Annotated in this window: 25 protein-coding genes; all 25 read left to right on the plus strand. The window is 55.8% G+C overall.

Going from position 1 to position 25,643, the window contains the following annotated elements; translation table 11 throughout:
* Nucleotides 1-5: 5 nt before the first annotated feature.
* The 25 genes from GSUB_RS00640 (at nt 6) to GSUB_RS00760 (ending at nt 25,637) form a co-directional block, all read left to right on the plus strand.
* Nucleotides 6-617, plus strand: coding sequence for an RnfABCDGE type electron transport complex subunit G (locus GSUB_RS00640; protein WP_040198668.1), 612 nt, complete (start codon nt 6-8; stop codon nt 615-617).
* Complete coding sequence (gene rsxE, locus GSUB_RS00645) at nt 607-1,200, plus strand: electron transport complex subunit RsxE (RefSeq protein WP_040198670.1); 594 nt, start codon at nt 607-609, stop codon at nt 1,198-1,200. The genes GSUB_RS00640 and rsxE overlap by 11 nt, the downstream gene beginning before the upstream one ends.
* 277 nt (nt 1,201-1,477) lie before the next feature.
* Nucleotides 1,478-1,834 (plus strand): NADH-quinone oxidoreductase subunit A, encoded by a 357-nt coding sequence (locus tag GSUB_RS00650; protein WP_040198673.1) that lies wholly within the window; start codon nt 1,478-1,480, stop codon nt 1,832-1,834.
* Nucleotides 1,825-2,334 (plus strand): NADH-quinone oxidoreductase subunit B, encoded by a 510-nt coding sequence (locus tag GSUB_RS00655; RefSeq protein WP_040198674.1) that lies wholly within the window; start codon nt 1,825-1,827, stop codon nt 2,332-2,334. Before GSUB_RS00650 ends, GSUB_RS00655 begins: the two co-directional genes overlap by 10 nt.
* Before the next feature lie 46 nt (nt 2,335-2,380).
* On the plus strand, nt 2,381-2,869 hold the full coding sequence (locus GSUB_RS00660) for an NADH-quinone oxidoreductase subunit C (RefSeq protein WP_040198676.1): 489 nt from the start codon (nt 2,381-2,383) through the stop codon (nt 2,867-2,869).
* Between the two features lie 39 nt (nt 2,870-2,908).
* The gene (nuoD, locus tag GSUB_RS00665) at nt 2,909-4,090 is read left to right on the plus strand and encodes an NADH dehydrogenase (quinone) subunit D (protein WP_040198678.1); all 1,182 of its coding nucleotides are present in this window, start codon (nt 2,909-2,911) and stop codon (nt 4,088-4,090) included.
* A gap of 24 nt (nt 4,091-4,114) precedes the next feature.
* Entirely contained in the window at nt 4,115-4,612 is a 498-nt protein-coding gene (gene nuoE / locus GSUB_RS00670; protein ID WP_040198680.1) for an NADH-quinone oxidoreductase subunit NuoE, read from the plus strand.
* A gap of 50 nt (nt 4,613-4,662) precedes the next feature.
* Nucleotides 4,663-6,444 carry an NADH-quinone oxidoreductase subunit NuoF gene (nuoF, locus tag GSUB_RS00675; protein ID WP_040198682.1) on the plus strand — a complete coding sequence of 594 codons (1,782 nt, stop codon included), beginning with the start codon at nt 4,663-4,665 and terminating at the stop codon, nt 6,442-6,444.
* 33 nt (nt 6,445-6,477) lie between these two features.
* Nucleotides 6,478-8,961, plus strand: a complete 2,484-nt coding sequence (gene nuoG / locus GSUB_RS00680) for an NADH-quinone oxidoreductase subunit NuoG (protein ID WP_040198683.1) — start codon at nt 6,478-6,480, stop codon at nt 8,959-8,961.
* Between the two features lie 20 nt (nt 8,962-8,981).
* Nucleotides 8,982-9,944, plus strand: coding sequence for a tetratricopeptide repeat protein (locus tag GSUB_RS00685; protein ID WP_040198684.1), 963 nt, complete (start codon nt 8,982-8,984; stop codon nt 9,942-9,944).
* Nucleotides 9,945-9,980: 36 nt separating this feature from the next.
* Nucleotides 9,981-11,018: an NADH-quinone oxidoreductase subunit NuoH gene (nuoH, locus tag GSUB_RS00690; RefSeq protein ID WP_040198685.1), complete on the plus strand. Its 1,038-nt coding sequence runs from the start codon at nt 9,981-9,983 to the stop codon at nt 11,016-11,018.
* A 26-nt stretch (nt 11,019-11,044) separates the two neighbouring features.
* Nucleotides 11,045-11,440 (plus strand): NuoI/complex I 23 kDa subunit family protein, encoded by a 396-nt coding sequence (locus GSUB_RS00695; RefSeq protein ID WP_040198686.1) that lies wholly within the window; start codon nt 11,045-11,047, stop codon nt 11,438-11,440.
* Between the two features lie 20 nt (nt 11,441-11,460).
* A complete protein-coding gene (locus GSUB_RS00700; protein ID WP_040198687.1) occupies nt 11,461-11,964 on the plus strand; it encodes an NADH-quinone oxidoreductase subunit J in 504 nt (167 codons plus the stop codon).
* 25 nt (nt 11,965-11,989) lie between these two features.
* Nucleotides 11,990-12,292, plus strand: a complete 303-nt coding sequence (nuoK, locus tag GSUB_RS00705; RefSeq protein ID WP_040198689.1) for an NADH-quinone oxidoreductase subunit NuoK — start codon at nt 11,990-11,992, stop codon at nt 12,290-12,292.
* Between the two features lie 47 nt (nt 12,293-12,339).
* Nucleotides 12,340-14,322, plus strand: coding sequence for an NADH-quinone oxidoreductase subunit L (gene nuoL / locus GSUB_RS00710; RefSeq protein WP_040198690.1), 1,983 nt, complete (start codon nt 12,340-12,342; stop codon nt 14,320-14,322).
* A gap of 43 nt (nt 14,323-14,365) precedes the next feature.
* Nucleotides 14,366-15,931, plus strand: coding sequence for an NADH-quinone oxidoreductase subunit M (locus GSUB_RS00715; protein WP_040198691.1), 1,566 nt, complete (start codon nt 14,366-14,368; stop codon nt 15,929-15,931).
* A 45-nt stretch (nt 15,932-15,976) separates the two neighbouring features.
* The gene (locus tag GSUB_RS00720; RefSeq protein ID WP_040198692.1) at nt 15,977-17,437 is read left to right on the plus strand and encodes an NADH-quinone oxidoreductase subunit N; all 1,461 of its coding nucleotides are present in this window, start codon (nt 15,977-15,979) and stop codon (nt 17,435-17,437) included.
* A gap of 104 nt (nt 17,438-17,541) precedes the next feature.
* A complete protein-coding gene (locus GSUB_RS00725; protein WP_268747555.1) occupies nt 17,542-18,903 on the plus strand; it encodes a UbiD family decarboxylase in 1,362 nt (453 codons plus the stop codon).
* A 147-nt stretch (nt 18,904-19,050) separates the two neighbouring features.
* Nucleotides 19,051-19,926, plus strand: coding sequence for a UbiA-like polyprenyltransferase (locus GSUB_RS00730; RefSeq protein ID WP_040198696.1), 876 nt, complete (start codon nt 19,051-19,053; stop codon nt 19,924-19,926).
* A 7-nt stretch (nt 19,927-19,933) separates the two neighbouring features.
* The gene (locus tag GSUB_RS00735) at nt 19,934-20,554 is read left to right on the plus strand and encodes a UbiX family flavin prenyltransferase (protein WP_040198697.1); all 621 of its coding nucleotides are present in this window, start codon (nt 19,934-19,936) and stop codon (nt 20,552-20,554) included.
* A gap of 61 nt (nt 20,555-20,615) precedes the next feature.
* Nucleotides 20,616-21,956, plus strand: a complete 1,341-nt coding sequence (rimO, locus tag GSUB_RS00740; RefSeq protein ID WP_040198698.1) for a 30S ribosomal protein S12 methylthiotransferase RimO — start codon at nt 20,616-20,618, stop codon at nt 21,954-21,956.
* Nucleotides 21,957-21,960: 4 nt separating this feature from the next.
* Nucleotides 21,961-22,959 carry an FAD:protein FMN transferase gene (locus GSUB_RS00745; RefSeq protein ID WP_052464288.1) on the plus strand — a complete coding sequence of 333 codons (999 nt, stop codon included), beginning with the start codon at nt 21,961-21,963 and terminating at the stop codon, nt 22,957-22,959.
* On the plus strand, nt 22,956-23,348 hold the full coding sequence (locus tag GSUB_RS17755) for a NusG domain II-containing protein (protein WP_052464290.1): 393 nt from the start codon (nt 22,956-22,958) through the stop codon (nt 23,346-23,348). The genes GSUB_RS00745 and GSUB_RS17755 overlap by 4 nt, the downstream gene beginning before the upstream one ends.
* Entirely contained in the window at nt 23,329-23,892 is a 564-nt protein-coding gene (locus GSUB_RS00755; protein WP_040198699.1) for a Gx transporter family protein, read from the plus strand. The genes GSUB_RS17755 and GSUB_RS00755 overlap by 20 nt, the downstream gene beginning before the upstream one ends.
* Entirely contained in the window at nt 23,889-25,637 is a 1,749-nt protein-coding gene (locus GSUB_RS00760) for an ABC transporter ATP-binding protein (protein WP_040198701.1), read from the plus strand. Before GSUB_RS00755 ends, GSUB_RS00760 begins: the two co-directional genes overlap by 4 nt.
* Nucleotides 25,638-25,643 lie beyond the last annotated feature (6 nt).

Consider the following 25,643-nt stretch of genomic DNA (forward strand, 5'->3'; position numbering starts at 1 on the left):
AGTCCATGAAGGATATTGCACGTCTGGTCATTGTGCTGACCCTGATTACAGTAGGTGCGGGTTTGGTCCTCTCGCTGGTTGAGAGCTTCACCCGCGAACCGATCGCTGAGCAGCGCCGGTTGGAGACCCTCAGGGCTCTGTCTGCCGTTCTGCCCGAGTTTGACAACAACCCCGACCAGGATCGTGTCGTCTTGCCGGTTGGCGTGAATAAAAAGGGTAAGCCTGTTGAACGCACCTTTTATCTCGGCCGTTCTGACGGTAAAATCAACGGCGTTGCCTTCGAGGTAGTTGCTCCTGATGGGTACAGCGGTGAGATTGCGGTCATGGCAGGCGTTCGCCCTGATGGGGCTCTTGTTGCCATTGAGATTTTAAGGCATGCTGAAACTCCGGGGCTTGGCGATAAAATTGAAGAAGACTGGTTCAAGCGCCAGTTCAAGGGCAAAAGATTGGACAACGCCGACTGGCGCGTCAAAAAAGACGGCGGCGAGTTTGATGAAATTACCGGAGCCACGATTTCTCCCCGGGCAATCGTAGGTGCTCTGCGTCGCGGCTTGGAGTTCTTTCACGAAAATCGTGGTGCCATTATTGGTGCCGAGGGGGGCAGCAATGAGTCTTAAGCAGGAATTCAGCAACGGAATCTGGCGGGAAAATGCAGTATTCAAGTTGCTGCTTGGCCTGTGTCCTGCGCTGGCCGTGACGACCAGTGCGGAAAACGGCCTGGGGATGGGGTTGGCTACGACCTTCGTGCTGCTTTGTTCCAATATCGCCGTTTCTCTTTTGCGCAATGTCATTCCCGGCAAGGTGCGCATCCCTTCCTTTATCGTGATTATCGCCTCTTTTGTAACCGTGGTGCAGCTGACCATGGAAGCCTTTCTTTACGATCTCCACAAGGCGTTGGGGATCTTCATTCCCTTGATCGTCTGCAACTGTCTCATTCTTGGGCGGGCCGAAGCTTTCGCCTCCCGCAATCCGCTGAGAAATTCTATTGGCGACGGACTTGGTATGGGCGTAGGTTTTACTCTTGCGCTGTTTGTTCTCGGCGCTGTGCGGGAAGTTTTGGGTGCCGGCAGCCTGCTGGGCGTTTCTCTTTTCGGCAGTGGTTACCAACCGGTACTGCTGATGATCCTGCCGCCGGGCGCTTTCATCTCTCTGGGGTTCCTGCTGGCTGCAATGAATCGCATTGAAGTCAGGCGTCGGTAGAGGCGTGCCGAGAAAAGAAGTCGATGGTCCGTCCCTCTTCGACAGCGGTGAAAGGCCGTTGGAAGCCTGCGAAACCGCGTGTTTATTTGCGCTTTCGAGACAACATAAACCGCTGTTTTAACAGTGGAAATGCATGCGTAAATGTGCATACAGTATACTGTATTTTTTCCTTGACAAGAAAAGCCGTTTGTCCTAACTTGCCTAGGCCTTAAACCGTAAACGGCATCGCATATAATTAGTATGCCGTAATAACACATCGTTGGGGAGGAGCCGCTCTATGCTAGACAGTTACCTGCCGATTTTAGTTCTCATTGGGATAGCCCTGGCCTTTGCCTTGGGTTGTGTTGTTCTTTCCGGCTTGGTTGGTATGAGAAAGCCCGGCAAAGTCAAGCTTTCTCCATACGAATGCGGCCTTCCGCCTGTCGGAACGGCGCGAGAAAAGTTCCCGATCAAGTTTTACCTGGTCGCGGTGGCTTTTATCGTGTTTGATCTCGAGGTCGTATTTATGTACCCGTGGTCCGTCGTCTTCAAGAAGCTTGGTCTTTTTGGTGCGGCAACCATGGGTTTCTTCATTTTTGTCCTCGTTATCGGCTTTATCTATGACTGGAAAAAAGGAGCATTGGAATGGGAGTAGATCAGCCTCTGGGAAGCAATTTTATCACGACAAGTCTGGACAAGGTTGTCAATTGGTCCCGGTCTCGTTCTCTCTGGCCGATGACGTTCGGTCTTGCCTGCTGTGCGATTGAGATGATGGCTGCGGGTGCCGCGCGGCATGACCTGGACCGGTTCGGGATACTGTTCCGCGCTTCGCCGCGCCAGGCCGACCTGATCATTATCGCGGGTACGGTGACGAAGAAGATGCTCCCGGTTATCCAGACGATTTACGAGCAGATGCCTGAGCCCAAATATGTCATCGCCATGGGGGCTTGCGCATGCTCAGGCGGTATTTTTGATACATACAGCACGGTTCAGGGTATCGACGAGGCGCTGCCGGTCGATGTTTATATCCCTGGTTGTCCTCCCCGTCCCGAGGGGCTTCTCTACGGTCTGCTCAAGCTGCAGGAGAAGATCATGGCCGAGCGCAATACTTTCGGCGCTGCCATCGGCCTCGGTGAAGTGGTCAGTGAAGCCTGATAGCGGGTTGGTTTTCGATACTTTTTTATTGAGATAAGGACAGGAAATGACCGATCAAGCTGTAGTAGAAAAGATCAAGGCGAAGTTCTCCTCGTCTGTTCTTGAGGTCAAAGAGCATCGGGGAGAGACGACCGTGACGGTGGCGAAGGATGACATCGTTGCCATCTGTACTTTCTGCAAAGAGGAGCTGGGCTTCAATATGCTGGCCGATCTGTGCGCTGTTGACGGCCTGGACATGGGGCTTGACCCCCGCTTTCTCGTTGTCTACAACCTTTACAACCTGACGAGCAAGACGCGTCTGCGTCTCAAGGCGCCTGTTGGCGCGGACGATGCGCGCATCGATACCGTCTGCGGAGTGTGGGGCGCGGCCAACTGGATGGAGCGCGAGTGCTGGGATCTTTCCGGGATCACCTTTAACAATCATCCCGATCCTCGGCGAATCCTCATGCCTGATGATTGGGAGGGGCATCCGTTGCGCAAGGACTATCCCGTGCAGGGGCCCGACCGTGAACCCTACCAGGGACGCACTGTTTAAGGCACCTATTCGAGAACTCCAAAAGGAACGAGGCGTACAATGGCAACGACAACCGAAACCATGACCATAAACATGGGGCCCCAGCATCCCTCGACTCACGGGGTGTTGAGGCTGGTTCTGGAACTGGACGGCGAGCAGATCGTCAAGGCGGTTCCGCATATTGGCTACCTCCATCGCGGGGTTGAGAAACTGGCAGAGAGCAGGACTTATCACCAGGCGCTGCCCTTGACGGACCGCTTGGATTACCTTGCGCCGATGAGCAATAACCTGGGTTACGTCCTTGCGGTTGAAAAGCTGCTCGGTATCACCGACGAGATCCCTGAGCGCGCCAAGGTTGTGCGTGTGCTTATGGCGGAGTTGACGCGGATCAAGAGCCATCTTGTCTGGTTGGCGACTCACGCTCTGGATATCGGCGCAATGACGGTCTTTATCTACTGTTTCCGTGAGCGTGAGCGCGTCATGGATATGTACGAGCAGATCTCCGGCGCGCGGATGACCTCCAATTACTTCCGGGTCGGCGGCCTGTCCGCAGATCTGCCGGAGGGTATCGAAAAGGATATGCGCGAGTTCGCTATCGAGATGCCTGAGCATGTCGATATGTATGAGGGGCTTCTTACCGGCAACAAGATCTGGCAGAAGCGTATCATCGGCGTCGGCGAGATCTCCGGCGAAGAGGCGATTGATATCGGTTTGACCGGACCAAGTCTGCGCGGTTCCGGCGTCGATTGGGATCTGCGTCGCGACAACCCCTACAGCGGTTACGAAGAGTATGACTTTAACGTGCCCGTGCGCAACGAATGCGATACCTGGGCACGCTACAAGGTTCGCCTTGACGAGATTCGCGAGTCCTCTAAGCTTGTTATTCAGGCACTCGACAAGCTCAAGCCGGGACCGATTCTCGCTGACGTGCCCAAGGTTTGCCTTCCTCCCAAGCAGGATGTGGTCAATACCATCGAGGGGCTGATCCATCACTTCAAGATTATTTCCGAAGGATTCAAGCCTGAGCCGGGAGAGGTTTACGTTGGAATTGAGGCGCCAAAGGGAGAACTTGGCTTTTACCTTGTCTCTGACGGCGGGCCCCGTCCTTACCGCATGAAGATCCGGCCACCCTCACTCCTCAACCTTCAGGCGCTGCCTCAGATGGCTGAAGGCCGGATGCTTGCAGACCTGGTCGCGATTATCGGTACGCTTGATATCGTTCTTGGCGATATCGACCGTTAACAATCTAGCGTAAGAGGGTTTCCCATGAGCAATACCCAAGCGCAGGCTGAACAGGAAGAAATCGATCTCAGTCAAGCGAACGAGATCATCGATAAGTATATCAACATGAAGGGCGCTCTTATGCCGGTATTGCAGGAGGTGCAGGAGGCGTACGGCTACCTGCCCGAGGATTGCGTACAGCTCATCGCCGAGCGCCTCAATGTTTACCCCAGCCAGATCTACGGGGTCATGACCTTTTATGCCCAGTTCCATCTTGAGCCTCGTGGTAAATATATTATCCGTGTCTGCATGGGGACTGCTTGCCACGTTAAAGGGGCTGGCCGCATTGCCGATACCCTCTCCAATCGCCTCGGAATCGGGCATGCCGAGACGACTGAGGACCTCAAGTTTACCGTCGAGCATGTGGCCTGTATTGGCGCCTGTGGGATGGCGCCGGTCATCATGGTGAACGATGCCACCTACGGCAGCATGTCGGTGCAGAAGATGGAAGAGGTCGTCAAGAAGTATCAGGGCATGGATTAACCAGTATCCTGACTGTTGCTTCCAACCTTTTTTCAACCGGGGACTTTTAAATGGCCGAAAAAGCAGAAGAATTGAGGGTTCTTATATGTCAGGGCACAGGTGGTCTGGCATCGGGCGCGCAGGCGGTCGAGGATGCCTTCAGGGCTGAGTTTGAAAAGCACGGCGTTGAAGGGAAAGTCGGTAAACGCTGTACCGTAGTCGGAACAGGCTGCCGCGGATTGTGTGCGAATGACGTTCTGGTTGATATTTGTATTCCCGGCCAGGAGGCAGTGACCTACGATTTTGTCAAGCCGGAGCTTGTTACACAGATCGTCGAAGAACACATATTGAAGGGGGAGGTTGTCGCGAAGAAAAAGGCAGGCCCCTACTACAATAAATTTCTTGAAAAGCAGATGCGCGTTGTATTTTCCCGCTGCGGGACCATCGATGCGGAGAGCCTTGACGATTTCCTGGCGCATGAAGGCTTTACCGGAATCAAAAAAGCGGTAAAGATGAAGCCGCAGGAAGTTATTGACGAGGTTAAAAAGTCCGGTCTTCGTGGTCGTGGCGGCGGTGGTTTCCCGACCGGCGTCAAATGGGGCTTTTGTGCCGCCTCTCCTGGCGATGACAAGTACCTGATCTGCAACGCTGACGAAGGTGATCCGGGGGCCTTTATGGACCGTTCAATCCTCGAAGGCGACCCCTATGGACTCATCGAGGGGATGATGATCGCGGCTTATGCGATCGGGTGCAAGAACGGTTACGTTTATGTGCGTGCCGAATATCCCTTGGCCATCCAGCGTCTGCAAAAAGCGATTGATGTCTGTTACGAAAAAGGCTTCCTTGGGAAGGATTGCATGGGTCTTGGTTTTGATTTCGATCTGAAAATCAAGGCCGGTGCCGGCGCATTTGTCTGCGGTGAGGAAACAGCTCTCATGGCTTCCATCGAAGGTGAGCGCGGCATGCCCAGGCCCCGTCCTCCTTTCCCCGCTGTGCGTGGTCTCTGGACCAAGCCGACCAACATCAATAACGTTGAAACTTTTGCCAACGTTTCCTTCATTTTCTACAAAGGTGCAGACTGGTACTCGTCCATCGGCACCGAGGGTACCAAGGGTACCAAGATTTTCGCCCTGACCGGAAAGATCAAGCACACCGGCCTGGTGGAAGTTCCTGCCGGTATTACCATGCGGGAAGTTATCTACGACGTGTGCGGCGGGATTCTCAACAACCGCAAGTTTAAGGCGGTTCAGGCCGGGGGGCCCTCCGGTGGCTGTCTCCCGGGCGAGGCCATTGATGCCCAGGTCGACTACGATTCTCTCATCAAGGCCGGTGCAATGATGGGTTCCGGCGGTCTGGTTGTTATGGACGAAACGACCTGCATGGTTGATATCGCCCGTTTCTTCCTCAACTTTACCCGGGCCGAGTCCTGCGGCAAATGCGTACCCTGTCGTATCGGGCTGAAAAACATGCTTGATATTCTGGAGCGTATCACCGAGGGACATGGGCGCGAGGGTGATATCGAGCTTCTTGAGGATATGTGTGTCGATATCAAAAAGGCCTCGCTGTGCGGCCTTGGCCAGACCGCGCCGAATCCTGTCCTGTCGACCATCCGCTATTTCCGAGATGAATACGAAGCACATATCAAAGACCAGCGATGCCCCTCCAACAGCTGCAAGGCGCTGCTCAAGTTCGAGGTCATCGAAGAGGCCTGCAAGAAGTGCGGCCTGTGCTACAAGATCTGCCCGGTCGATGCAATCAAATGGGAAAAGGGTGAGGTCGCGATCATCGACAAGGAGAAGTGCACCGAGTGTACTTCCTGCTACGATGCCTGCCGGTTTATGGCCATCGAATAGCCGAACCCCCAGACGAACAAGGATGAGGTCGAGATGGTTAATCTGACGATAGATGGAAAACAGGTCAAGGTGGATAAGACATCCACCATTCTGGAGGCGGCCGAGCAGGCAGGAATTCGTATTCCGGTTCTGTGTCACGCGAAAAAGCTTCTTCCCTACGGTGCCTGCCGTGTTTGCCTGGTTGAAGTTGAGCAGATGAAGGGGCGTTTGATCCCTGCCTGCACCACTCCGGTGACGGATGGCATGGTTGTCACCACCATGTCCGATGAAATCAAGAAGGTTCGCAAGACGGTCCTTGAATTTCTTCTGGTCAATCATGTTGTTGACTGCCCCATCTGCGACAAAGGCGGGGAGTGCGACCTTCAGGACCTGACCTATGAATACGAGGTCACCAAAAACCGCTTTGACGATGCGAAATTCAACTGGGAGACTGACGAGCGCAACCCTTTTATCGAGCGCAACATGAACCGTTGCGTACTCTGCGGTAAGTGTGTCCGCGTCTGTGACGAGATTGTCGCTTACGGTTCCTATAGTTTTATCGAGCGCGGTTTCGATACCAAGGTTGCCACTGCCTATGATCGCGGTCTTGATTGCGAGTTCTGCGGGCAGTGTGTGTCCATGTGCCCTGTCGGTGCCTTGCTGCCCAGACCGTTCAAATTCAAGGCGCGCCCCTGGCAGCTCAAGGAAGTTGACACCGTCTGCGGCTATTGCGGCAATGGATGCACGGTCACTCTTGGCGTACTCAATAATAAGGTTGAAACGATCCGTTTTAACGATAAAAACGGCGTCAATGACGGCAATCTGTGCGTTCGCGGCCGTTTTGGATATTCTTTTATCAATTCAGAAGACCGCATCACACGTCCTATGATCCGGCGCAACGGCCGGCTTGAGCCTGCAACCTGGAGCGAAGCGATCGATGCCGTGGTCTCCGGGTTTAAAAAAGCCGGCAGCGAAAAGGGCGTCGGTATCCTTTCGGGCGGCCGGTTGACCAACGAGGAGTTCTTCCTCCTCAAGAAGCTCGCCGCAAATTCCATCAAGACGCCTCATCTCGATCACTCCGGTGGTGAGTGCTACAAGGGCGTCACTGTCGGTATGCGTCAGACTCTGGGGATCGCTGCATCGACTGGAACCTATCCCCAGGTTGAAGAGTGCGATGCGATCCTTTCGATCCGTTCCGATTTTTACGAAACTCACCCTGTCTTCGGGATGGTCGTCAACCAGGCGGTCAAGCGTCATGATGCACAGTTGATTCTTGTCAGTGACAAAAAGGGGAAATTTACCAAGCTTCCCCATGCGCAGACCCTTTTGTCCAAACCTGGAACCGAGCTCAGTGTCATTAACGCCATGTGCCAGTACCTGTTAGCGGAAGGTCTGGCCGCAACCGAAGGCGTCGAGGGCGTTGATGAGCTTAAGAAAGCACTCTCGGATCAAACTCCCGCAAAGGTTGCAAAGCTGACGGGAGTTGATGCCGAAGCCATCAAGTCTGCGGCCAAAAAGCTGGCAGAAAGCAAGAACGTAGCGATTCTGCTCGCTTATGGTCTTCCCTATTCCGCACAAAGCGCAGAGCTTGGCACCGCTGCCGCCAACCTGTCCATTCTGACCGGCGCTGTGGATTCGGAAAAAGGTGGGCTCTATCTCTGCGGCGAAAAGGCGAACAGCCAGGGTGCTCTTGATCTGAACATTCTCCCCGGAGACAAGGGGTTCGGTGCTCAGAAAATGCTCGAAGCCGCATCCGATGGGAAGCTTTCCGCACTGTATCTGATCGGCGAAGACCCGGTGGTCTCTTACCCTGATCGCGCCAAGGTAATAAAAGCACTTGAAAAGGTTCCCTTCCTGGTGGTGCAGGATATCTTCATGACTGCCAGCTGCGAAGAAGCCGACGTCATTCTGCCGGCCACCTCTTTTGCGGAGAAGGATGGCACCTTCACCAACGCTGAAAGACGGATCCAGCGGGTTCGCCCAGGAGTTCCTTCTCCCGGGGAAGCTAAAACCGATCTGGCCATTTTCAGTCTGATTGCCGGACGATTCGGCGACCAGTTGAGCTATACCGGCCCCGCCGCCATCTTCGCTGAACTTAAGCAGGAGGCGCCCGGGTACCAGGCGATTGAGTTTGACAAGATCGGCCCGCAAGGGGTTGTCTGGGGCGGAGAGAATCTCAAGCCCGCGTTCAAGAAGCTTGTCGCAGTTGAAGGCAGCAAGCCTGTCGAGGCACGTTTCCAGATGGTGACAGGCAGTGCCCTTTATCATAGCGGAACCCTTTCGACTCACGCCAAGGGGCCCCTGGCTGCCATGCCTGAACCCTACGTTGAATTCGGGGCAGAGGATGCAGCTGAACTTGCGCTGAAAGAGGGTGAGACGGTTGCGGTCAAGGGCAACGGTGCCGAACTTCGGCTTAAGGTAAAGCTGGGCAAAAGACTACCCAAAGGTCTGGTTTTCGTTCCTTACCACTTCGGTGATGCCGGGGTGAACCAGATTTATCGCGGTGAATCAAGCGTACCTGTTGAAATCAGCAAATAAGGTACGTCCTGGGAGAAGCCATGGAATGCCCCAAATGCAATGCTCCCGTTTCGGTCAACGCCCGTTTCTGTGATCAATGCGGTATCAATCTCAAAGAGGATGCAGATTTTTTGCACCGCAAAGCGCTAGATCGGTTTCACAGGGGGATGATCGAAGAGGCTCTCGCTGATTGGGAAAATATTTTGAAGCGAGACCCTGGCAATAGTACCGTCAGGTACTATCAGGGGTTGGCATTGTATGATCAGGGGCGTCTTGAAGAGGCAGCGGCCTCTTTTGAAAAAGCGCTTTCCGGAGCAGAAAATCCATTCAGGATTTATTTCAAGCTGGGAATGGCACAGTATGGGCTGGGTGATCTCCCGGCCAGCATCAGAAGCTTTGAGCGTGCCAGGGAGATCAATCCCGGCAGCGCAGAAACACACTATCGATTAGGACTCTCCCATCTTAGAAATACAGACCTTGCCAATGCGGAATCTGCTTTGGAGGAGGCTGTTCGGATAAATCCTGAATACACTCGGGCGCTTTATATGCTCGGGATGGTCTTTGCGCAAAAAGGTGAGCCCGCTTCGGCGATTGAACAGTTTAATAAGGTTGTAAAGCTTAGCCCAACCTACACAGCAGCGATATTTGAACTGGGTATGGCTCATTTGAAAAACGGAAATTTGAATCAAGCTTCCCAGGAATTTGCGCGAGCGGTTGAGTCTAATCCCGGGTTTGCACCGGCCCATTACATGCTTGGCGAAACCTTTTACAAACGAGGTGATTTTGGTGAAGCCATCGGTGCTTTTGAAAAGGTACTCAAAATCAATTCAAGGGATGCGGATGCGCTGGTTCGTATTGCTGAATGCAACATGCAACTGGATCTGCTTGACGGGGCACGAAAGGCGATAAGCCGAGCTCTGGAAATTAATCCGAATCATCGCGAAGTTCTGTATTTAAGCCAGCATCTCGGGGAAATGACAACTCCGCATAAGCCTGGATTTTAATGAACACCCTTAATATTCTGCAGAGAGAGGAATGCCATGACGCCTGTTAGTCTCTCCAACAACTGGCCCCTGTTCCTGACCACCATGATCGTGAAGATCCTGGTTGTGTTCGTGGTTCTCATTCTGATCGTTGCTTACGCGACCTGGGTCGAACGTAAGGTTATCGGTCACATGCAAACACGCCTCGGTCCGATGGAAACCGGGTGGCACGGGCTCTTACAGCCTATAGCCGACGGCCTCAAACTTTTCTTCAAAGAAGACATCATTCCAAGCCAGGCCAGCAAATTCACCTTTGTGCTGGCTCCGATGATGCTTCTGGTTCCGGCTTTTATCACCTTCGCCGTTGTGCCGTTCGGGCCGGACATTGAGATCGGAGGCTATCTGGTCACTCAGCAGATTGCAGATCTCAATGTTGGTGTCCTCTACGTTCTGGCCATGGCGGGGCTTGGGGCTTACGGGATCGTCCTCGCAGGCTGGTCGTCGAACAGTAAATATTCGCTGCTTGGCGGCATCCGTTCGACGGCCCAGATGATTTCCTATGAGCTGGCAGCCGGCCTCTCTATCGTGGCGGTGTTCATGCTGGCTGAGACGTTGAGCCTGCGCGAGATCGTTATGCTGCAGCGCGAGCCTCTCTGGGGGGTGGTCGATTTTCTTCCCAACTGGTACGTATTTTCTCAGCCTCTAGCCTTCGGTCTCTTTGTAGTGGCCTCCCTGGCCGAGATCAACCGTGTCCCTTTTGACCTTCCTGAAGCGGAAACAGAACTCGTCTCTGGTTTCTGCACCGAATATTCTTCCATGAAATACGCCCTGTTTTTCATGGCTGAATATGCCAACATGGTCGTCATTTCGGCCATTGCCGCTACGCTGTTTCTTGGTGGATGGTCCGGACCTTTCCCCGGATTTATCAACCTGTTGATTAAAATTTTTGCTTTCATGTTCTTCTTCATCTGGCTGCGTGCAACCTTCCCTCGCGTTCGCTACGATCAGTTGATGAAGCTGGGGTGGAAAATCATGCTGCCTCTCGGTCTGGTCAATATTGCCCTTACCGCTGTGGTAGTCATCCTGATGCAATAACCCTTTGAGGAGACGAGGACACGACCATGTTCAAAGAGTTTGCCAAAGGTCTGAGCATAACTTTCAAGCATCTGCTTCCAGGCCACAGCACGACGGTTCAATACCCTCATGTTAAACTCAAGCCTTCCGACCGCTTTCGCGGCCTGCATCGTCTGGTGCCGACTCAGGATCGGGAGAAGTGCGTGGCCTGTTATCTGTGCCCCACTGTCTGCCCCGCCAAGTGCATCACAGTAGAGTCGGCCGAGAACGATAAAGGGGAGAAGTACCCCGCGGTCTACCGCATCGACCTTCTTCGCTGCATCTTCTGCGGCTACTGCGTCGAGGCCTGTCCTGTAGAGGCGATTGAAATGACAGCCGAATACGAGCTGGCCAATTATCAGCGCGAAATTTTCGCCTACAATAAAGAGCGGTTGCTGCGTTAAGCGGAAAGGAGCGATTTTCCATGGAAGTCTTGTTCTTTTATCTGGTTGCCTTGGTTGCCATTATATCGGGCCTTCTTGTGGTCACATGCAGGAACCCGGTCAACAGTGGCATATCCCTGGTCATGACCTTTTTCTGCCTGGCGATCTTTTATGTCATGCTCTATGCGCCCTTTATGGCCGCTGTTCAGATCATGGTCTACGCCGGGGCGATCATGGTGCTGATCCTGTTCGTCATCATGCTTCTTAATCTCGGCAGTGAGATGAATAAGCGCTACATGCACGGTATTCTCGGTGGGGCGATCGCAGCCGGCATTCTGCTGGTGCAAGCCATGATGTTTGTTCGGGGCGGCGAGGTTACCAGCATTCGTGGTGATATTACCCACGAGAAAATTCTGTCCCAGGGGCATACCCAGATTATCGGCGAGAAGATGTTTACCGAATATGTTCTTCCCTTTGAAATCGCCGGCATTCTGCTTCTGGTAGCGCTGATGGGTGCCCTCATTCTGGCCAAGAAGAAAGTTTAATCCGGTACGGACAGGAGTCTTAAACATGGTTACCGTCTATCATTATCTGGTGCTGAGCGCCATCCTGTTTTCCTTGGGAACCCTGGGAGTTCTGACGCGGCGCAACGCCATAGTCGTTTTCATGTGCATTGAATTGATGCTCAATGCGGTGAATCTCTCCTTTATTTCCCTTTCCAGCTTTCTGGGAAATGTGGATGGACAGATCTTCGTCTTTTTTGTCATGACCGTTGCGGCGGCCGAAGCGGCGGTCGGTCTTGCGCTGATAATCGCCTTCTACCGCAACAAAGAGTCCATAGAGGTCGACGAAGTCAGCCTGCTCAAATGGTGATCTGATTTCCAATCAGTTTGGATATTTTCGCAAGAGGAGAGATGGAGATGTACGACAAACTATGGCTCATACCTTTCCTGCCGCTCGTGGGGTTCATTATAAACGGGCTCCTGGGCAAGAAGATCAAAAACGAAGCGGTTATCGGTGCAATCGGCACCGCTGCCATGGGTGGTTCCTTCATTGTGTCGAGCATGTACTTTTTCCGCCTGCTCGGCGACACCCAGAAGGTTCACGAGACAGTGCTTGGTTCCTGGATCTCGGTGGGAAACCTTCAGATTGACTGGGGTTTCCTGCTTGATCCCCTTTCAGCGGTAATGATTATGGTGGTCAGCGGCGTTGGTACCCTGATCCACCTCTATTCCATCGGCTACATGCATGGCGAGGAGGGCTACTATCGGTACTTCTCCTACCTGAATCTGTTCAGTTTTTCCATGTTCATGCTGGTCCTTGGCAACAACGCCCTGGTCATGTTCATCGGGTGGGAAGGCGTCGGCCTCTGTTCCTACCTTCTGATCGGCTACTACTTCCACAAGAAGAGTGCCGGAGACGCCGGCAAAAAAGCCTTCGTGGTCAACCGTATCGGTGACTTCGGCTTTCTGCTCGGCTTGTTTCTCCTCTTCTGGACTCTCGGTCGTGATCATGGGGTCTGGACACTTCAGTTCACCGAGATCGCCAAGCATGGTCATCTTCTCGGGACCGGCAGCATTGTTGTCACCATCGTGACCCTGTGCTTCTTTCTGGGGGCAACCGGCAAGTCGGCTCAGATTCCCCTCTACACCTGGCTTCCCGACGCGATGGAGGGTCCGACGCCTGTTTCCGCACTGATCCATGCTGCGACCATGGTGACCGCCGGTGTTTATATGATCGGCCGCATGAACGGTCTGTTCGCCATGGCACCAGATACCATGATGGTGATCGCCATTGTAGGTGCGGCGACGGCAATCTTCGCCGCCAGCATCGGTCTGGCACAGAATGACATCAAGCGCGTTCTCGCATATTCCACCGTCTCCCAGCTTGGCTACATGTTCCTGGCCATGGGCGTCGGGGCCTTTACCGCCGGAATTTTCCACCTGATGACCCACGCCTTCTTCAAGGCCTGCCTGTTCCTCGGTTCGGGTTCGGTCATTCACGCCATGCATCATGCCTATCACAAGGCTCATCTGCATGATGATGCTCAGGATATGCGCAACATGGGTGGAATCGCCAAAAAGATGCCGATTACTTACATCACCTTCCTGGTTTCGACCCTTGCGATCGCCGGTATTCCGATGTTCTCCGGCTTTTTCTCCAAGGACGAGATTCTGTGGTGGGCGTTCGGCTCCACTCGCGGTCATTGGATGCTGTGGGCTGTCGGTGCTGTAGCTGCCGGGATGACTGCCTTCTACATGTTCCGCCTGGTCTTTATGACCTTTCACGGAAAAGAGAAGACCGATCCCCGCGCCAAGGATCATATCCATGAGTCTCCGCTGGTGATCACCATCCCGTTGATGGTCCTCGGGCTTCTGGCTGTGATCGGTGGTTATATCGGCATTCCCCATGTTATCGGGAATCTTGTTGGCCATATCCCCAATTATTTCGGTGATTTCCTCGCTCCCGTTTTCGCTCCGACCCAGGAGGCCTACGGTATCGAAGCTCATGGCAGCGCCGCGCTTGAATTCGGCCTGATGGGTGTATCTGTCGGTATCGCCGTCGTAGGCATCGGGCTGGCCTATTTCATGTACATCATGAAGCCTGAATTGCCCGGTAAGTTCGTCAACGCATTCCAGGGCCTGCACCGCGCAGTGTTCAATAAATGGTACGTCGATGAACTCTACGACGCCCTTTTCGTCAACCCCACCAAGAAGCTGGGACAGTTTCTGTGGAAAGGTTTCGATGTTGTGGTGGTCGACGGCATCGTCAATGGTACAGGGTTTGTAATCAAAGGGTTTTCCGGGGTGCTCCGCCTCACCCAGACCGGCTTGATGCACAATTATGCATTGAGTATGGTGGTCGGGGTGATTGTCATGGTGGCTTACTACGTATTTAAGTAAGAGAGCCGGAACCCTAGCCTAGTTCATAGAAGGAGCGATTTCCATGACGGACCACCTTTTGAGTCTGATGACATTCTTCCCGATTCTCGGGATCCTGTTCCTGCTGTTCATTCCCAAGGACAATGAGGGACTGCTGAAAAGCTTCACGCTGGTAGTTACGCTGGTCGTTTTCCTGATCAGCCTGCCCTTGGCTTTTGACGACGTTTTCAAAAACTCAGCCGGATTTCACTATACTGAATTCGCGGAGTGGATCAGCGTCGGCAACTACTTCCAGATGAATTACAACATCGGTGTTGACGGGATCAGCCTGTGGCTGGTAGTTCTGACCACCTTCATCATGCCGATCACCGTTCTTTCAACCTGGAATGCGGTTGAAAAGAACGTCAAGGGCTTCATGGCTCTGATGCTGCTGCTTGAAACAGCAATGCTCGGCGCTTTCATCAGCCTTGACCTTTTCCTGTTCTATATTTTCTGGGAATTGATGCTGATCCCCATGTACTTCATGATTGGTATCTGGGGCGGCGGACGCCGCATCTATGCTGCAGTCAAATTCTTCCTGTACACTGCGGTCGGCTCCCTGCTGATGCTTGTCGCCATTATCTATGTTTATTACATGGCGGCTCAATCAGGCGTGCCGTTCGAAAACGGTTTCAGCATCACCCATTTTTATTCTCTCAATATCGCACCCGAACTGCAGACCTGGCTGTTCCTGGCTTTCGCTTTCAGCTTCGCCATCAAGGTGCCGATGTTCCCGGTTCACACCTGGTTGCCTGATGCCCATACCGAAGCGCCTACTGCCGGTTCAGTCATTCTGGCGGCTATCCTGTTGAAAATGGGTACCTACGGCTATCTTCGTTTTGCGATGCCGTTGTTCCCCGATGCGACCTTTAAGTTTATTCCCTTTCTGTCTGTGCTTGCCGTCATCGGCATCATCTATGGTGCTCTAGTGGCCATGGTTCAGGAAGACGTCAAAAAACTGGTTGCCTATTCATCGGTATCTCACCTCGGGTTCGTCATGCTGGGTTTGTTCGCCATGAATCTCCAGGGGTTCTCCGGCGGCATGATTCAGATGATCAACCATGGTATCTCCACCGGCGCATTGTTCCTCATCGTCGGCTTTATTTACGAGCGCCGGCATACCCGCCTTATTGTAGAGTTTGGTGGCCTGGCTAAACAGATGCCGATTTTCGCGACCATTTTCATGATCGTGACACTCTCCTCCATCGGCCTGCCCGGGACCAACGGGTTCGTGGGTGAGTTCCTGATCCTGATGGGGGCATTCGAAAGCGAACTGCGTTGGTTCGCCGTGTTTGCCACCTCTGGCGTGATCTTTGCCGCGGTGTACATGCTGTGGATGTTCCAGCGCGTCATGTTCGGTGAACTTGATAACCCTGCCAACCAGAAGCTCAAGGACCTCAATGCACGAGAAATTGCCCTGATGCTTCCACTTCTGCTGTTTGTCTTCTGGATCGGTGTTTGTCCCAACACCTTCTTTGAGAAGATGAATCCGGCCCTCGATAACATGATTCAACAGATCAAGGGCAAGCAGATGGCTCAGGTGGAAATCGTTGATACTACCGTGGCCAAGAACGATTATTTGCTGAAATAACAGCATTTCTGTTCGGATTAACACCGCATCCGGAGGAGCTTTTCAATGGAAAACCTGGTGCAAGACGCTATTCAAAACGTCAATATGGCGGCGATTATGCCATCATTCATTCTGGTCCTGTTCGGCATGGCCGTAATGATGGTGACTGTCTTTTCGCCGAAGGGCAAAACCGCCCACATTTCATGGGTCAGCATTGCTGGCCTGGTCATCACCGCGTTCGTCGCTTTCGGCGGGTGGAACGCTAACGAAGTCGGATTCCATGGCAGCGTGGTGATGGACAATTTTGCCACTTTCTTCAACATGACTTTTATTGTCGCGGCCATTCTGACCATATTGATGTCTGACGACTACATTCAGCGCGAGGGGTACCCCCTTGGCGAGTACTACGCGTTGATTCTTTTTACTACGGCGGGTGCTATGTGGATGGCATCCGGCACTGATCTGTTGACCATCTTCCTGGGTCTCGAGGTCCTGTCGGTCTCTCTCTATGTGCTTGCCGGAATGTTCCGCAATCAACTGCGCTCCAACGAAGCCGGATTGAAATATTTCTTCCTCGGCGCTTTTTCTACAGGCTTTCTGCTCTATGGTGTGGCGCTTCTCTTCGGCGTCACCGGCACGACCAACCTGCAGGGGATTGCCGATGCCTTCGCTTCCGGCGAGACCATGCTCGACAATTCGATGGCAGTCGCCGGCATGATCCTGCTGGGCACCGGCTTTCTTTTCAAAATTGCCGCTGCACCCTTCCACATGTGGACCCCTGATGTTTATCAAGGTGCTCCTACGCCGATCACCGCATTCATGAGTGCCGGTCCCAAGGCCGCTGCTTTTGCTGCTTTCGTTCGGGTCTTCTCCGTCAGCCTTGAAAGCATGCAGGTTGAATGGACTTCAATGCTGTGGATTCTTGCGGTGTTGACCATGATCGTCGGTAACGTGATTGCCATTTCCCAGGATAACATTAAACGGATGCTGGCCTACTCCTCCATTGCGCATGCGGGTTATGCCATGGTCGGTATGGCAGCCGCCAATGAGATCGGGTTGTCCGGGATTCTGTTTTACATGCTTGCCTATACCTTCATGAATATGGGGGCCTTCGCAGTCCTCGTGCTGGCGGGCAAAAAAGGCGAAGAGAATCTCACCCTGGAGGGATTCTCAGGGTTCGGTTATCGTCGTCCTTTCCTGGGCGTAGCAATGACCATCTTCCTCTTCTCTTTAATGGGCATTCCGCCGACAGCCGGATTCGCCGGTAAGTTTTATATCTTTGCCGGTGCTCTGAAAGCTGACCTGGTATGGCTTGCCGTCATCGGCGTACTTAACTCAGCCGTTTCCCTCTACTATTACCTGCGGGTTATGGTGTACATGTATTTCCGCGATCCCAGCGAAGATTTCGGATGGGTAAAAATGAATGTGGCGACCACTGCTTCTATCATTCTTGCTATCGTAGGCGTGTTGCTGCTCGGCATTCTTCCCGGGCCGGTTATGGAGCTTGCCAAGCTGTCTCTGTTCTAAAGCACTTTCGGAATACCAGGTTGTTTTATTGTAAGCCCTTCGCCGTTCCGGCGAAGGGCTTTTTTAGCATATAGCAATCTGATAAACGGTTGCGAATAACGAAGGTGAAACTGTTGCCGAATAAAACCCGCTCACTGAAATCCTTCCTGCAAAAGCTGGACAGCCAGGGTGATCTTCATCACGTCAGGACAACTGTGTCCTGTAATCAGGAAATTTCCGCGATTACCGACCGCGTCTGCAAAAGTACAGGAGGAGGGCAGGCCCTTTTGTTTGAATCGGTAAGGGAGAGTAGGTTTCCTGTGGTGACCAACCTGTTCGGTTCTGCTCGACGTGCGGCTTTTGCCTGGGGAAGGGGGGCAAGCTTTCAGGATATTGCTGAACTGATAAAAAATGCGCAGGGCCGTGGAAGTGATGAACGGTTGCGCAACCTTGTTCGAGCCCGGGGCCGTTGCTCTGCGCCAGCAGGCAGGCTCGAACTCCCATTACGGCAATATGGGCTGACTTCACTCCCTGCGCTGCAAAACTGGCCGGGGGACGGGGGGCGATTTCTGACCCTGGCTCAGGTCTACTTGAGAGACCCACAGAACCAGCGTATCAATTGCGGCATTTACCGGATGCAGATACTCGATGATGACCGTGCCGCTATCCGCTTTTTGCCTGGAAGTGATGGCGCCCGGATTTTTGAGGCTTACGCCCAGGCCAAACGCAACATGCCGGTCGCCATCACACTTGGAAGCGATCCTGCCTGGTTGGCCGCTGCAGCATTTCCGTTGCCGATGGACATCTCTGAAAGTGATTTCGCACGCTGGCTCAGCGACCGTCCTCTTTCCTCTGCCCGGGCCCCGCTCACGGACTTGACGATACCTGCCGACGCGGAATTTGTCATGGAAGGGGTGGTTTGTCCAGAGGAGAACACTTTGGAAGGGCCGTTTGGCAACCATACCGGTTACTACGCCCCACCGGACCGTGCGGCGGTATTTCACCTTCAGGCGCTTTACCACGGAGAAGATCCAGTCTTTCCGGCTACGGTGGTCGGCCCTCCGCCCATGGAAAATGTCCACCTGATGCGTGGTTCAGAACCCCTCACCCTTGCCCTGCTCAATGTGGATTATCCCTGCATAGAACGCCTGCGCTTTATCGAACAGGGCATTTTCCATGGCTGCGTCGTTCTGGGAGTGGATTGCTCCAGGGATCAGGAAATCTTTGACCTGGCCAGTGCCCTGTGGCAGCAGGGGCCTTTGAAACGGTCGCGACTGCTGATCTTTTGTGATCGAGAAATAGAAATCGAGCCCTTATCGGTGGTGTTGTGGCGATTGATTAACCGGGTTGATCCCGAGCAGGATATCTTAGTTGAACACGGCCGAATGGCAATCGATGTGACCAGACCACCAAGCGGTCCTCCAGTGGTGCCCTCATCTGATATTGTGGACCTGATCAACAGACGCTGGCACGAATACGGCTTTTAGGAGCGATTCAACCAGTATTTCTCCTGCGGACAGATGAGGGACTCGACTCGCCGCTACGCCTGGGGCTTGTTTCCCTCGGCCGGGCGCGCTAGACTATCTGCCTCTATTCAATCCAGCTTCAAATCTGCAGGCAGCAAAGGTTATCTCATGACATTGAACCTGGTGTGGAACAAGACCCGCAATCTGTTGGAGATGATCAAATTCTCCCACACTGTTTTTGCTTTTCCCTTCGCGCTGATGGGGGTCGTGCTGGCTTCTCTGGAAAACGGGACGCCGCCGACCGGGATGCAGATCCTGTGGATCTGCCTGGCCATGGTGGGCGCACGGTCCGGCGCCATGGCACTCAACCGCATTATCGACGCGCGCATAGATGCGCGTAATCCACGCACTGCGCAGCGCCATCTGCCCGCTGGCAAGGTGGGAGCCGTTGAGGCATGGGCGTTGGTGATCGCTTCATTTGTCCTGCTTATTTTTTCCGCCTGGATGCTCAATCCACTTTGTTTTTTTCTCTCGCCGGTAGCCATCGCTTTTCTGGTACTTTACTCGTACTGCAAGCGTTTCACCGCCATGGCCCACCTGGTTCTGGGGCTCTGCCTGGCGGCGGCGCCGCTGGGCGCCTGGATCGCCCTGCGCGGCGATATCGGCTGGCCTGCGGTCAACCTCGGCCTGGCGGTGTTGTTGTGGGTCGCCGGCTTTGATATCTTCTACGCCCTGCAGGATATGGAATTTGATCGCGAGCAAGGGCTCTATTCGATCCCGGCACGGGTCGGCGCCGAAGGCTCCATTATTCTCACCCGGGTGTTTCATGCCGGCATGCTGGTGCTGCTGCTGACCCTGTTGCTGGTGCCGGGGCTCGGATGGCTCTACTTTGCCGGTGTCTGCGTGGTGGCGGGCCTTCTGCTCTACGAGCACCGGCTTGTCAAACCCGACGACCTGTCGCGCCTGGATGCAGCTTTCTTCAATATGAACGGCTATATCAGCGTAACCATCTTCCTGTTCACCCTGGGCGATGCCCTTCTCTGAGGTCCTGATGGATAAAACAAACAAGCATGTGGTGGTGGCGATCACCGGCGCTTCGGGAACCTGCTATGGGCTGCGACTGATGGAGTGGCTGCTTCAGCATGATGTGCGGATCACTGCTCTGGTCAGCCGCGCCGGCGGACAGGTTCTCAGCCACGAAACCGGCCTTGCATGGCCGGATGAAACCGGGGCGCGCCTTGAGATGCTGCGCGGTTATTTCAACTGCGGAGATCAGCTGCAGTACTACGACGAAAAAAACCTGCTGGCGCCGGTGGCCAGCGGTTCCGCCGCGCCCGATGCCGTGGTGGTCGTGCCCTGCTCCATGGGCAGCCTCGCGCGTATTGCTGCAGGAATCAGTGACAACCTCATCGAGCGGGTTGCCGATGTCGCTCTTAAGGAGCATCGTCCATTGATCCTCGTGCCGCGCGAAACGCCGCTCAATGCTCTGCACCTGGAAAACATGCTGCGCCTTGCCCGGGCCGGGGCCTGCATTCTGCCGGCGATGCCGGCTTTCTACCATCAACCCGGTGAAATCAGCGACCTGATCGACTTCGTCGTCGGGAAGATTCTCGACAGCCTGGGGGAAGATCACCATCTTTTTCAGCGCTGGGGAAGCGAACCCCTCACATAACCACACGCCGCCTGTTCACAGGGACTTGCGCGTTTTCTGCGATAAAAGGATAGAGTTCATTTTGAAGAAGCACACCGTATCGCTGGTCAGCCTCGGCTGCCCGAAAAACCTGGTTGACGCCGAAGTCATGCTCGGGCATCTGCCGCCGGACCGCTACGAAATCATCACCGACGAGGCGCAGGCCGAGATCATCATCGTCAATACCTGCGCGTTTATCCAGGATGCCCAGGAGGAGTCGGTCGATACTATTCTCGAGGTTGCGGATTACAAGAAAAACGGCAACTGCCGCCTGCTGGTGGTCAGCGGCTGCCTGCCGCAGCGCTATCGCGAAGAGCTGGAGCGGGAGTTGCCGGAGGTCGATCTCTTCGTCGGTACGGCCGATGCCCCGCGGATGGTGGCGCTGCTGGAGGAAAAAATCGCAGGCTCCGGAGTGCGTCAGGCGGTGAGCGACCCATCCTTTCTCTATGACCACACCACGCCGCGGGTCAAGTCATCGCCTTTTTACAGCACCTACATCAAAATTGCCGAAGGGTGCGCCAATCATTGCTCCTACTGCATCATCCCCCGCCTGCGGGGGACGCTGCGATCACGCTCCATCGACTCGGTTGTTGCGGAGGCCCGGCGCCTGGTGTCGCAGGGAGTTGCAGAGATCAATCTTATCGCCCAGGATATTACCGCCTACGGTGCGGACCGCAGCGACGGCGCCAACCTGCCCGATCTGCTGCGCGCCCTGACCAAAATCGATGAACTGCATTGGCTGCGGCTGCTCTATGCCTACCCCGACGGCGTCAGTGACGAACTCATTGATCTGGTCGCCGGGGAAGAGAAGATCTGCAGCTACCTCGATATCCCACTGCAGCACATCGACGATGAGATGCTCAAGCAGATGAACCGCCGTGTGTCCGAACAGCAGGTGCGCGAGCTGGTGGCTAGGCTGCGTGAGCGGATTCCCGATCTGACCCTGCGGACCTCTTTTATCGTTGGATTTCCCGGAGAAACGCAGGAGCAGTTCGAAAAACTGCTGAGCTTTGTCGAAGAGGGCCATTTCGATCGCCTTGGCGTGTTCCGCTATTCCCGCGAGGAAGGAACGGTGGCGGCGGAGCTGCCGGAGCAGGTTCCCGAGCGGGTCAAGAACGAGCGTTACAAGCGCCTGATGAAGGCGCAGGCGCGCATCTCCTTTCGCAAGAACCGAGCCCTTGTTGGGCGGGTCGAACCGGTGCTGGTTGAAGGCGTGAGCGAGGAGACCGAGCTGTTGCTGCGCGGACGCTCCGTGCGGCAGGCTCCCGATGTGGACGGCCAGGTGTACATTACCGCCGGGCGGGCCGAAGTAGGGGAGATCGTGCCGCTGCGCATCACCGATTCCTCCGAGTACGACCTGATTGGTGAAATCGTCGAGGATTGACCCGATGCCTTTTCATCGCCCGATCATGGTCCTGGTGCTGCTGTTGCTGGCTGGAGTTTTTTTCTTGGCGCAGCTGGGAGGGGACGGTTCTTCCGAGGTCCGGCGCAGCCGCCTGCTGTTGGGAACGGTGGTGGAAATCACCGCCCTGGGCCCTGATCGCAGCCTCCTTGAAGGCGCGGTCAGCGATGCTTTCGCCGAGATGGAGCGCATCGAGCAGTTGATGAGCCCCCATATCGAGGGCAGCGACGTGGCGCGGCTCTCCAAGGCCGAAACGCCGCAGCCGGTGTCCCCGGAAACGGCCACCGTCCTGCGTCTGGGCCTGCATCTGGCGGCACAGAGCGACGGAGCCTTCGATCTGACCCTGGGGCGCCTCAAAGAGCTGTGGGGGATCGAGGGAGAAAACCCGCAGGTGCCGGATTCCCATTCCGTGGAGGACGCCCTGCGCGGCATCGGGCCCCAGGCCCTGCGGCTGGAAGCCCCTCTTGTCGTCAAAAGCAGCCCCGAGCTGCAGATCGACCTGGGTGGCATCGCGAAAGGCTATGCCATTGATCGGGCTATCTTCCTGCTGGCCGATGCGGGGATTGAATTCGCTTCGGTCAATGCCGGCGGCGATATGCGCCTGCTGGGAGACCGCGGAGGGAAGCGCCCCTGGCGGATCGGCATCCAGCACCCCCGTGACCCGCAGCGGCTGCTGACCACTCTCGAAGTGGAGGATGTCTCCGTGGTCACCTCCGGTGATTACGAACGCTATTTCGAACAGGAGGGGCGCCGCTACCATCACCTGTTCGATCCCCGTACCGGTTATCCTGCCACCGCCTGCCAAAGCGTAACAGTGGTGGCCCCCAGCGCCATGCTGGCCGACGCGCTGGCTACGGCGCTCTTCGTCCTCGGTCCGGAGCAGGGGATACCTCTTTTGCAGCTTTATCCCGAGGCGGAGGCGCTGATCGTCGACAGCAGCGGGAAAGAACATCAAAGCGCAAATTTTGCCGAGTACCGCCTGTGATTGCTGCTCTATGGAGTCGCACAACCGTTCTTGACCGCCTGGTTGTGGTTCTGCTGCTGGCGCTGGTTGTCGCTTCCGCCCTGTGGGCGGCGCAGCGCCCCGCCGGCGCACGGGTGGTGGTCGAGCGTGACGGCCAGGTGGTGTTCAGCGCCCCCCTGTCCGAGCCCCGCAGCGCTCGGCTCTCGGGGCCTCTCGGTGAGACGGTGATTGAGATAGAAGACGGCCGCGCGCGTGTCATCTCTTCTCCCTGTCCCACGAAAGCCTGCATGGGGATGGGACCGGCTTCCCGTCAAGGGGATCTGCTGGCCTGCGTTCCGAATCATCTGATCGTCCGCATCGAGGGCGGCCGCCAGGAGGATACCCCGCCTTATGACCTGCTCAGCCGTTGACCCCCAGGAATTGGCTCGCTGTCGGCGCGGGGTGTTTCTGGCCCTGTTTACCGCGCTGGCGGTGGTGCTCAACGTCTTCGAATTCCTGCTGCCTTCCCCCGCCCCCTGGTTCCGCCTCGGCTTCGCCAATATCCTGACCCTGTGCGCCCTCTACCTGTTCGATGGCCGGGCGGCCTGGACGGTAAGTATCGCTCGAATTCTGGTGGGTTCGCTGGTCATCGGCAACCTGTTCGCGCCCGGTTTTTTCCTGGCGCTGACCGGCGGGGTGCTGGCGGTGACGTTGATGACCGGTGCCCGCGCCCTGGCAGGCGAGCGCCTCGGCCCGGTGGGAGCCAGCGCGCTGGGAGCTGTGGGGCATGCCTTGGGGCAGCTGCTGATGGCGCGCTGGCTGCTGGTACAGCATGACGGCCTGTGGTTGCTGCTCCCCTTCTTTCTCGCCTTTGCCCTGGTGACGGGCGTGCTCAACGGCCTGATCGCGGCTCTGGTTATCGAAAAAGTCGCCACCCATCCGGCTTTCGCTTCACAGCGGAGAACCCAGGAATGAGTCTTTTTGCGTCACTGCTGAGCTATCTCAATCCCTGGCGCGCGGTGCTGCTGCGCGGATCTCTGTGGCTGACCGCAACTGCGTTGCTGGCGCTGGTCATCCCCTGGATGCTCAAACGCGGCGTCGAAGCGATCGAGCGCGGCGATTATGCTGACCTGGTGATGTTTGCAGGAATTCTGGCCCTGGCCGCTTTGGCCCGTGGCCTGGCCCGCATTGCTTCGCGTCTGTCCTTTCTCCACACCGCCCGCAGGGTCGAGGTGGCTCTGCGCCGCGATCTGCTGCAGCGGCTGCTCGCCCAGCCGGGACCCTTCTTCGACCGGCACCGCACCGGCGACCTGCTGGCGCGATTCACCGGCGATGTCACCAATGTCCGCATGCTCGCTGGCTTCGGGGTGATGACCATTCTCAATGCCGCCATCGTCTACGTTCTGACGTTGGCGATGATGCTCACCCTCTCTCCCTCCCTGACCCTGGTGGCGGTGCTGCCATACCCCTTCATGCTGCTGGGCGTCAAATATCTCAGCCGCCGTCTGCTATACCACTCCGGCCGGGTGCAGGAGGGTCTGGGGCAGGTCAGTGAAGCGGTGGAAGAGACAATCAGCGGACAGGCGGTGATCCGGGCCCATGGCCTGGCGCACAATCGGTGCCGGCGGTTTTCTGAACTCAATGATGAATATCTGCAGCGCAACCTGAGCCTGGCGCGCCTGCGGGCGCTGGTGATGCCGGTGATGGTGGTGGTCGGCCCGGTGGGTACGCTGCTGGTGCTCTATTACGGCGGGATCAAGGTTGCCGCCGGTGCACTTTCGCTGGGTGATTTTGTGGCCTTCAGCGCCTACCTGTCGCAGTTGACCTGGCCGACTCTGTTGCTCGGCTGGGTACTGACCCTGAAGCAGCGTGCCGCGGCCAGCATGGAGCGCCTGCAGGATCTGCTGACCCTGCCGGCGTCGTCTCTATCCGCTAACACCGAGGACAACTCGAAGCAGCCTCTCCCTGAAGATGCGCCGCGCATCGAATTTCAACATCTGGATTTTTCCTATTTGCAGGGCGAACCGGTGCTGCGCGATTTCAACCTGAGCGTACCGGGCGGCTCGCTGGTCGGTATCGCCGGCTCGACCGGTTCCGGCAAAACCACCCTGCTGCGGTTGCTGGCCGGATTGTACCTGCCGCCGGCGGGCGCCCTGTTTATCGATGGGGTCGACCTGACCCAGCTTGATCTACGCTCCCACCGGCGCCGCATCAGTGCCATTCCGCAGGAAGGGCGGCTTTTTTCCGGATCCCTGCGAGAGAACCTGCTCTATGCTTTGCCCAGCGCCGATGATCGCTGCCTTGAATCCATCGCACGCCAGGCATGCCTGACGGCGGAGCTGGAGCAGTTCCCCGACGGTTTCGACACCCGGGTCGGCGAGGGAGGGCTGAGTCTCTCCGGCGGCCAGCGCCAACGGGTCTCCATCGGCCGGGCCCTGGCGCGGGATGCGGGACTGTTTCTGCTGGACGATCCGTTCAGCCATCTCGATGCCGCGACGGCGCAGACCGTATGGCAGCGGATTCGTCCTAAACTGGCCGGGCGCACCGTCTTCCTGGTCTCGACCCGCGTTTCGCTGCTGGCCGCCGCCGATCGCATCGTTGTTCTCCACGAGGGGCAGATCCGGCAGCAGGGCAGTCATGACGAGCTGCTGCGGGCCGGCGGCCATTACGCCCGTCTCTATCACCGTGAACAGCTGCGCGACGAGCTGGAACAGAGTTAGGTTGGA

Source organism: Geoalkalibacter subterraneus (genome assembly GCF_000827125.1).
Classification (GTDB): Bacteria; Desulfobacterota; Desulfuromonadia; order Desulfuromonadales; family Geoalkalibacteraceae; genus Geoalkalibacter_A; species Geoalkalibacter_A subterraneus.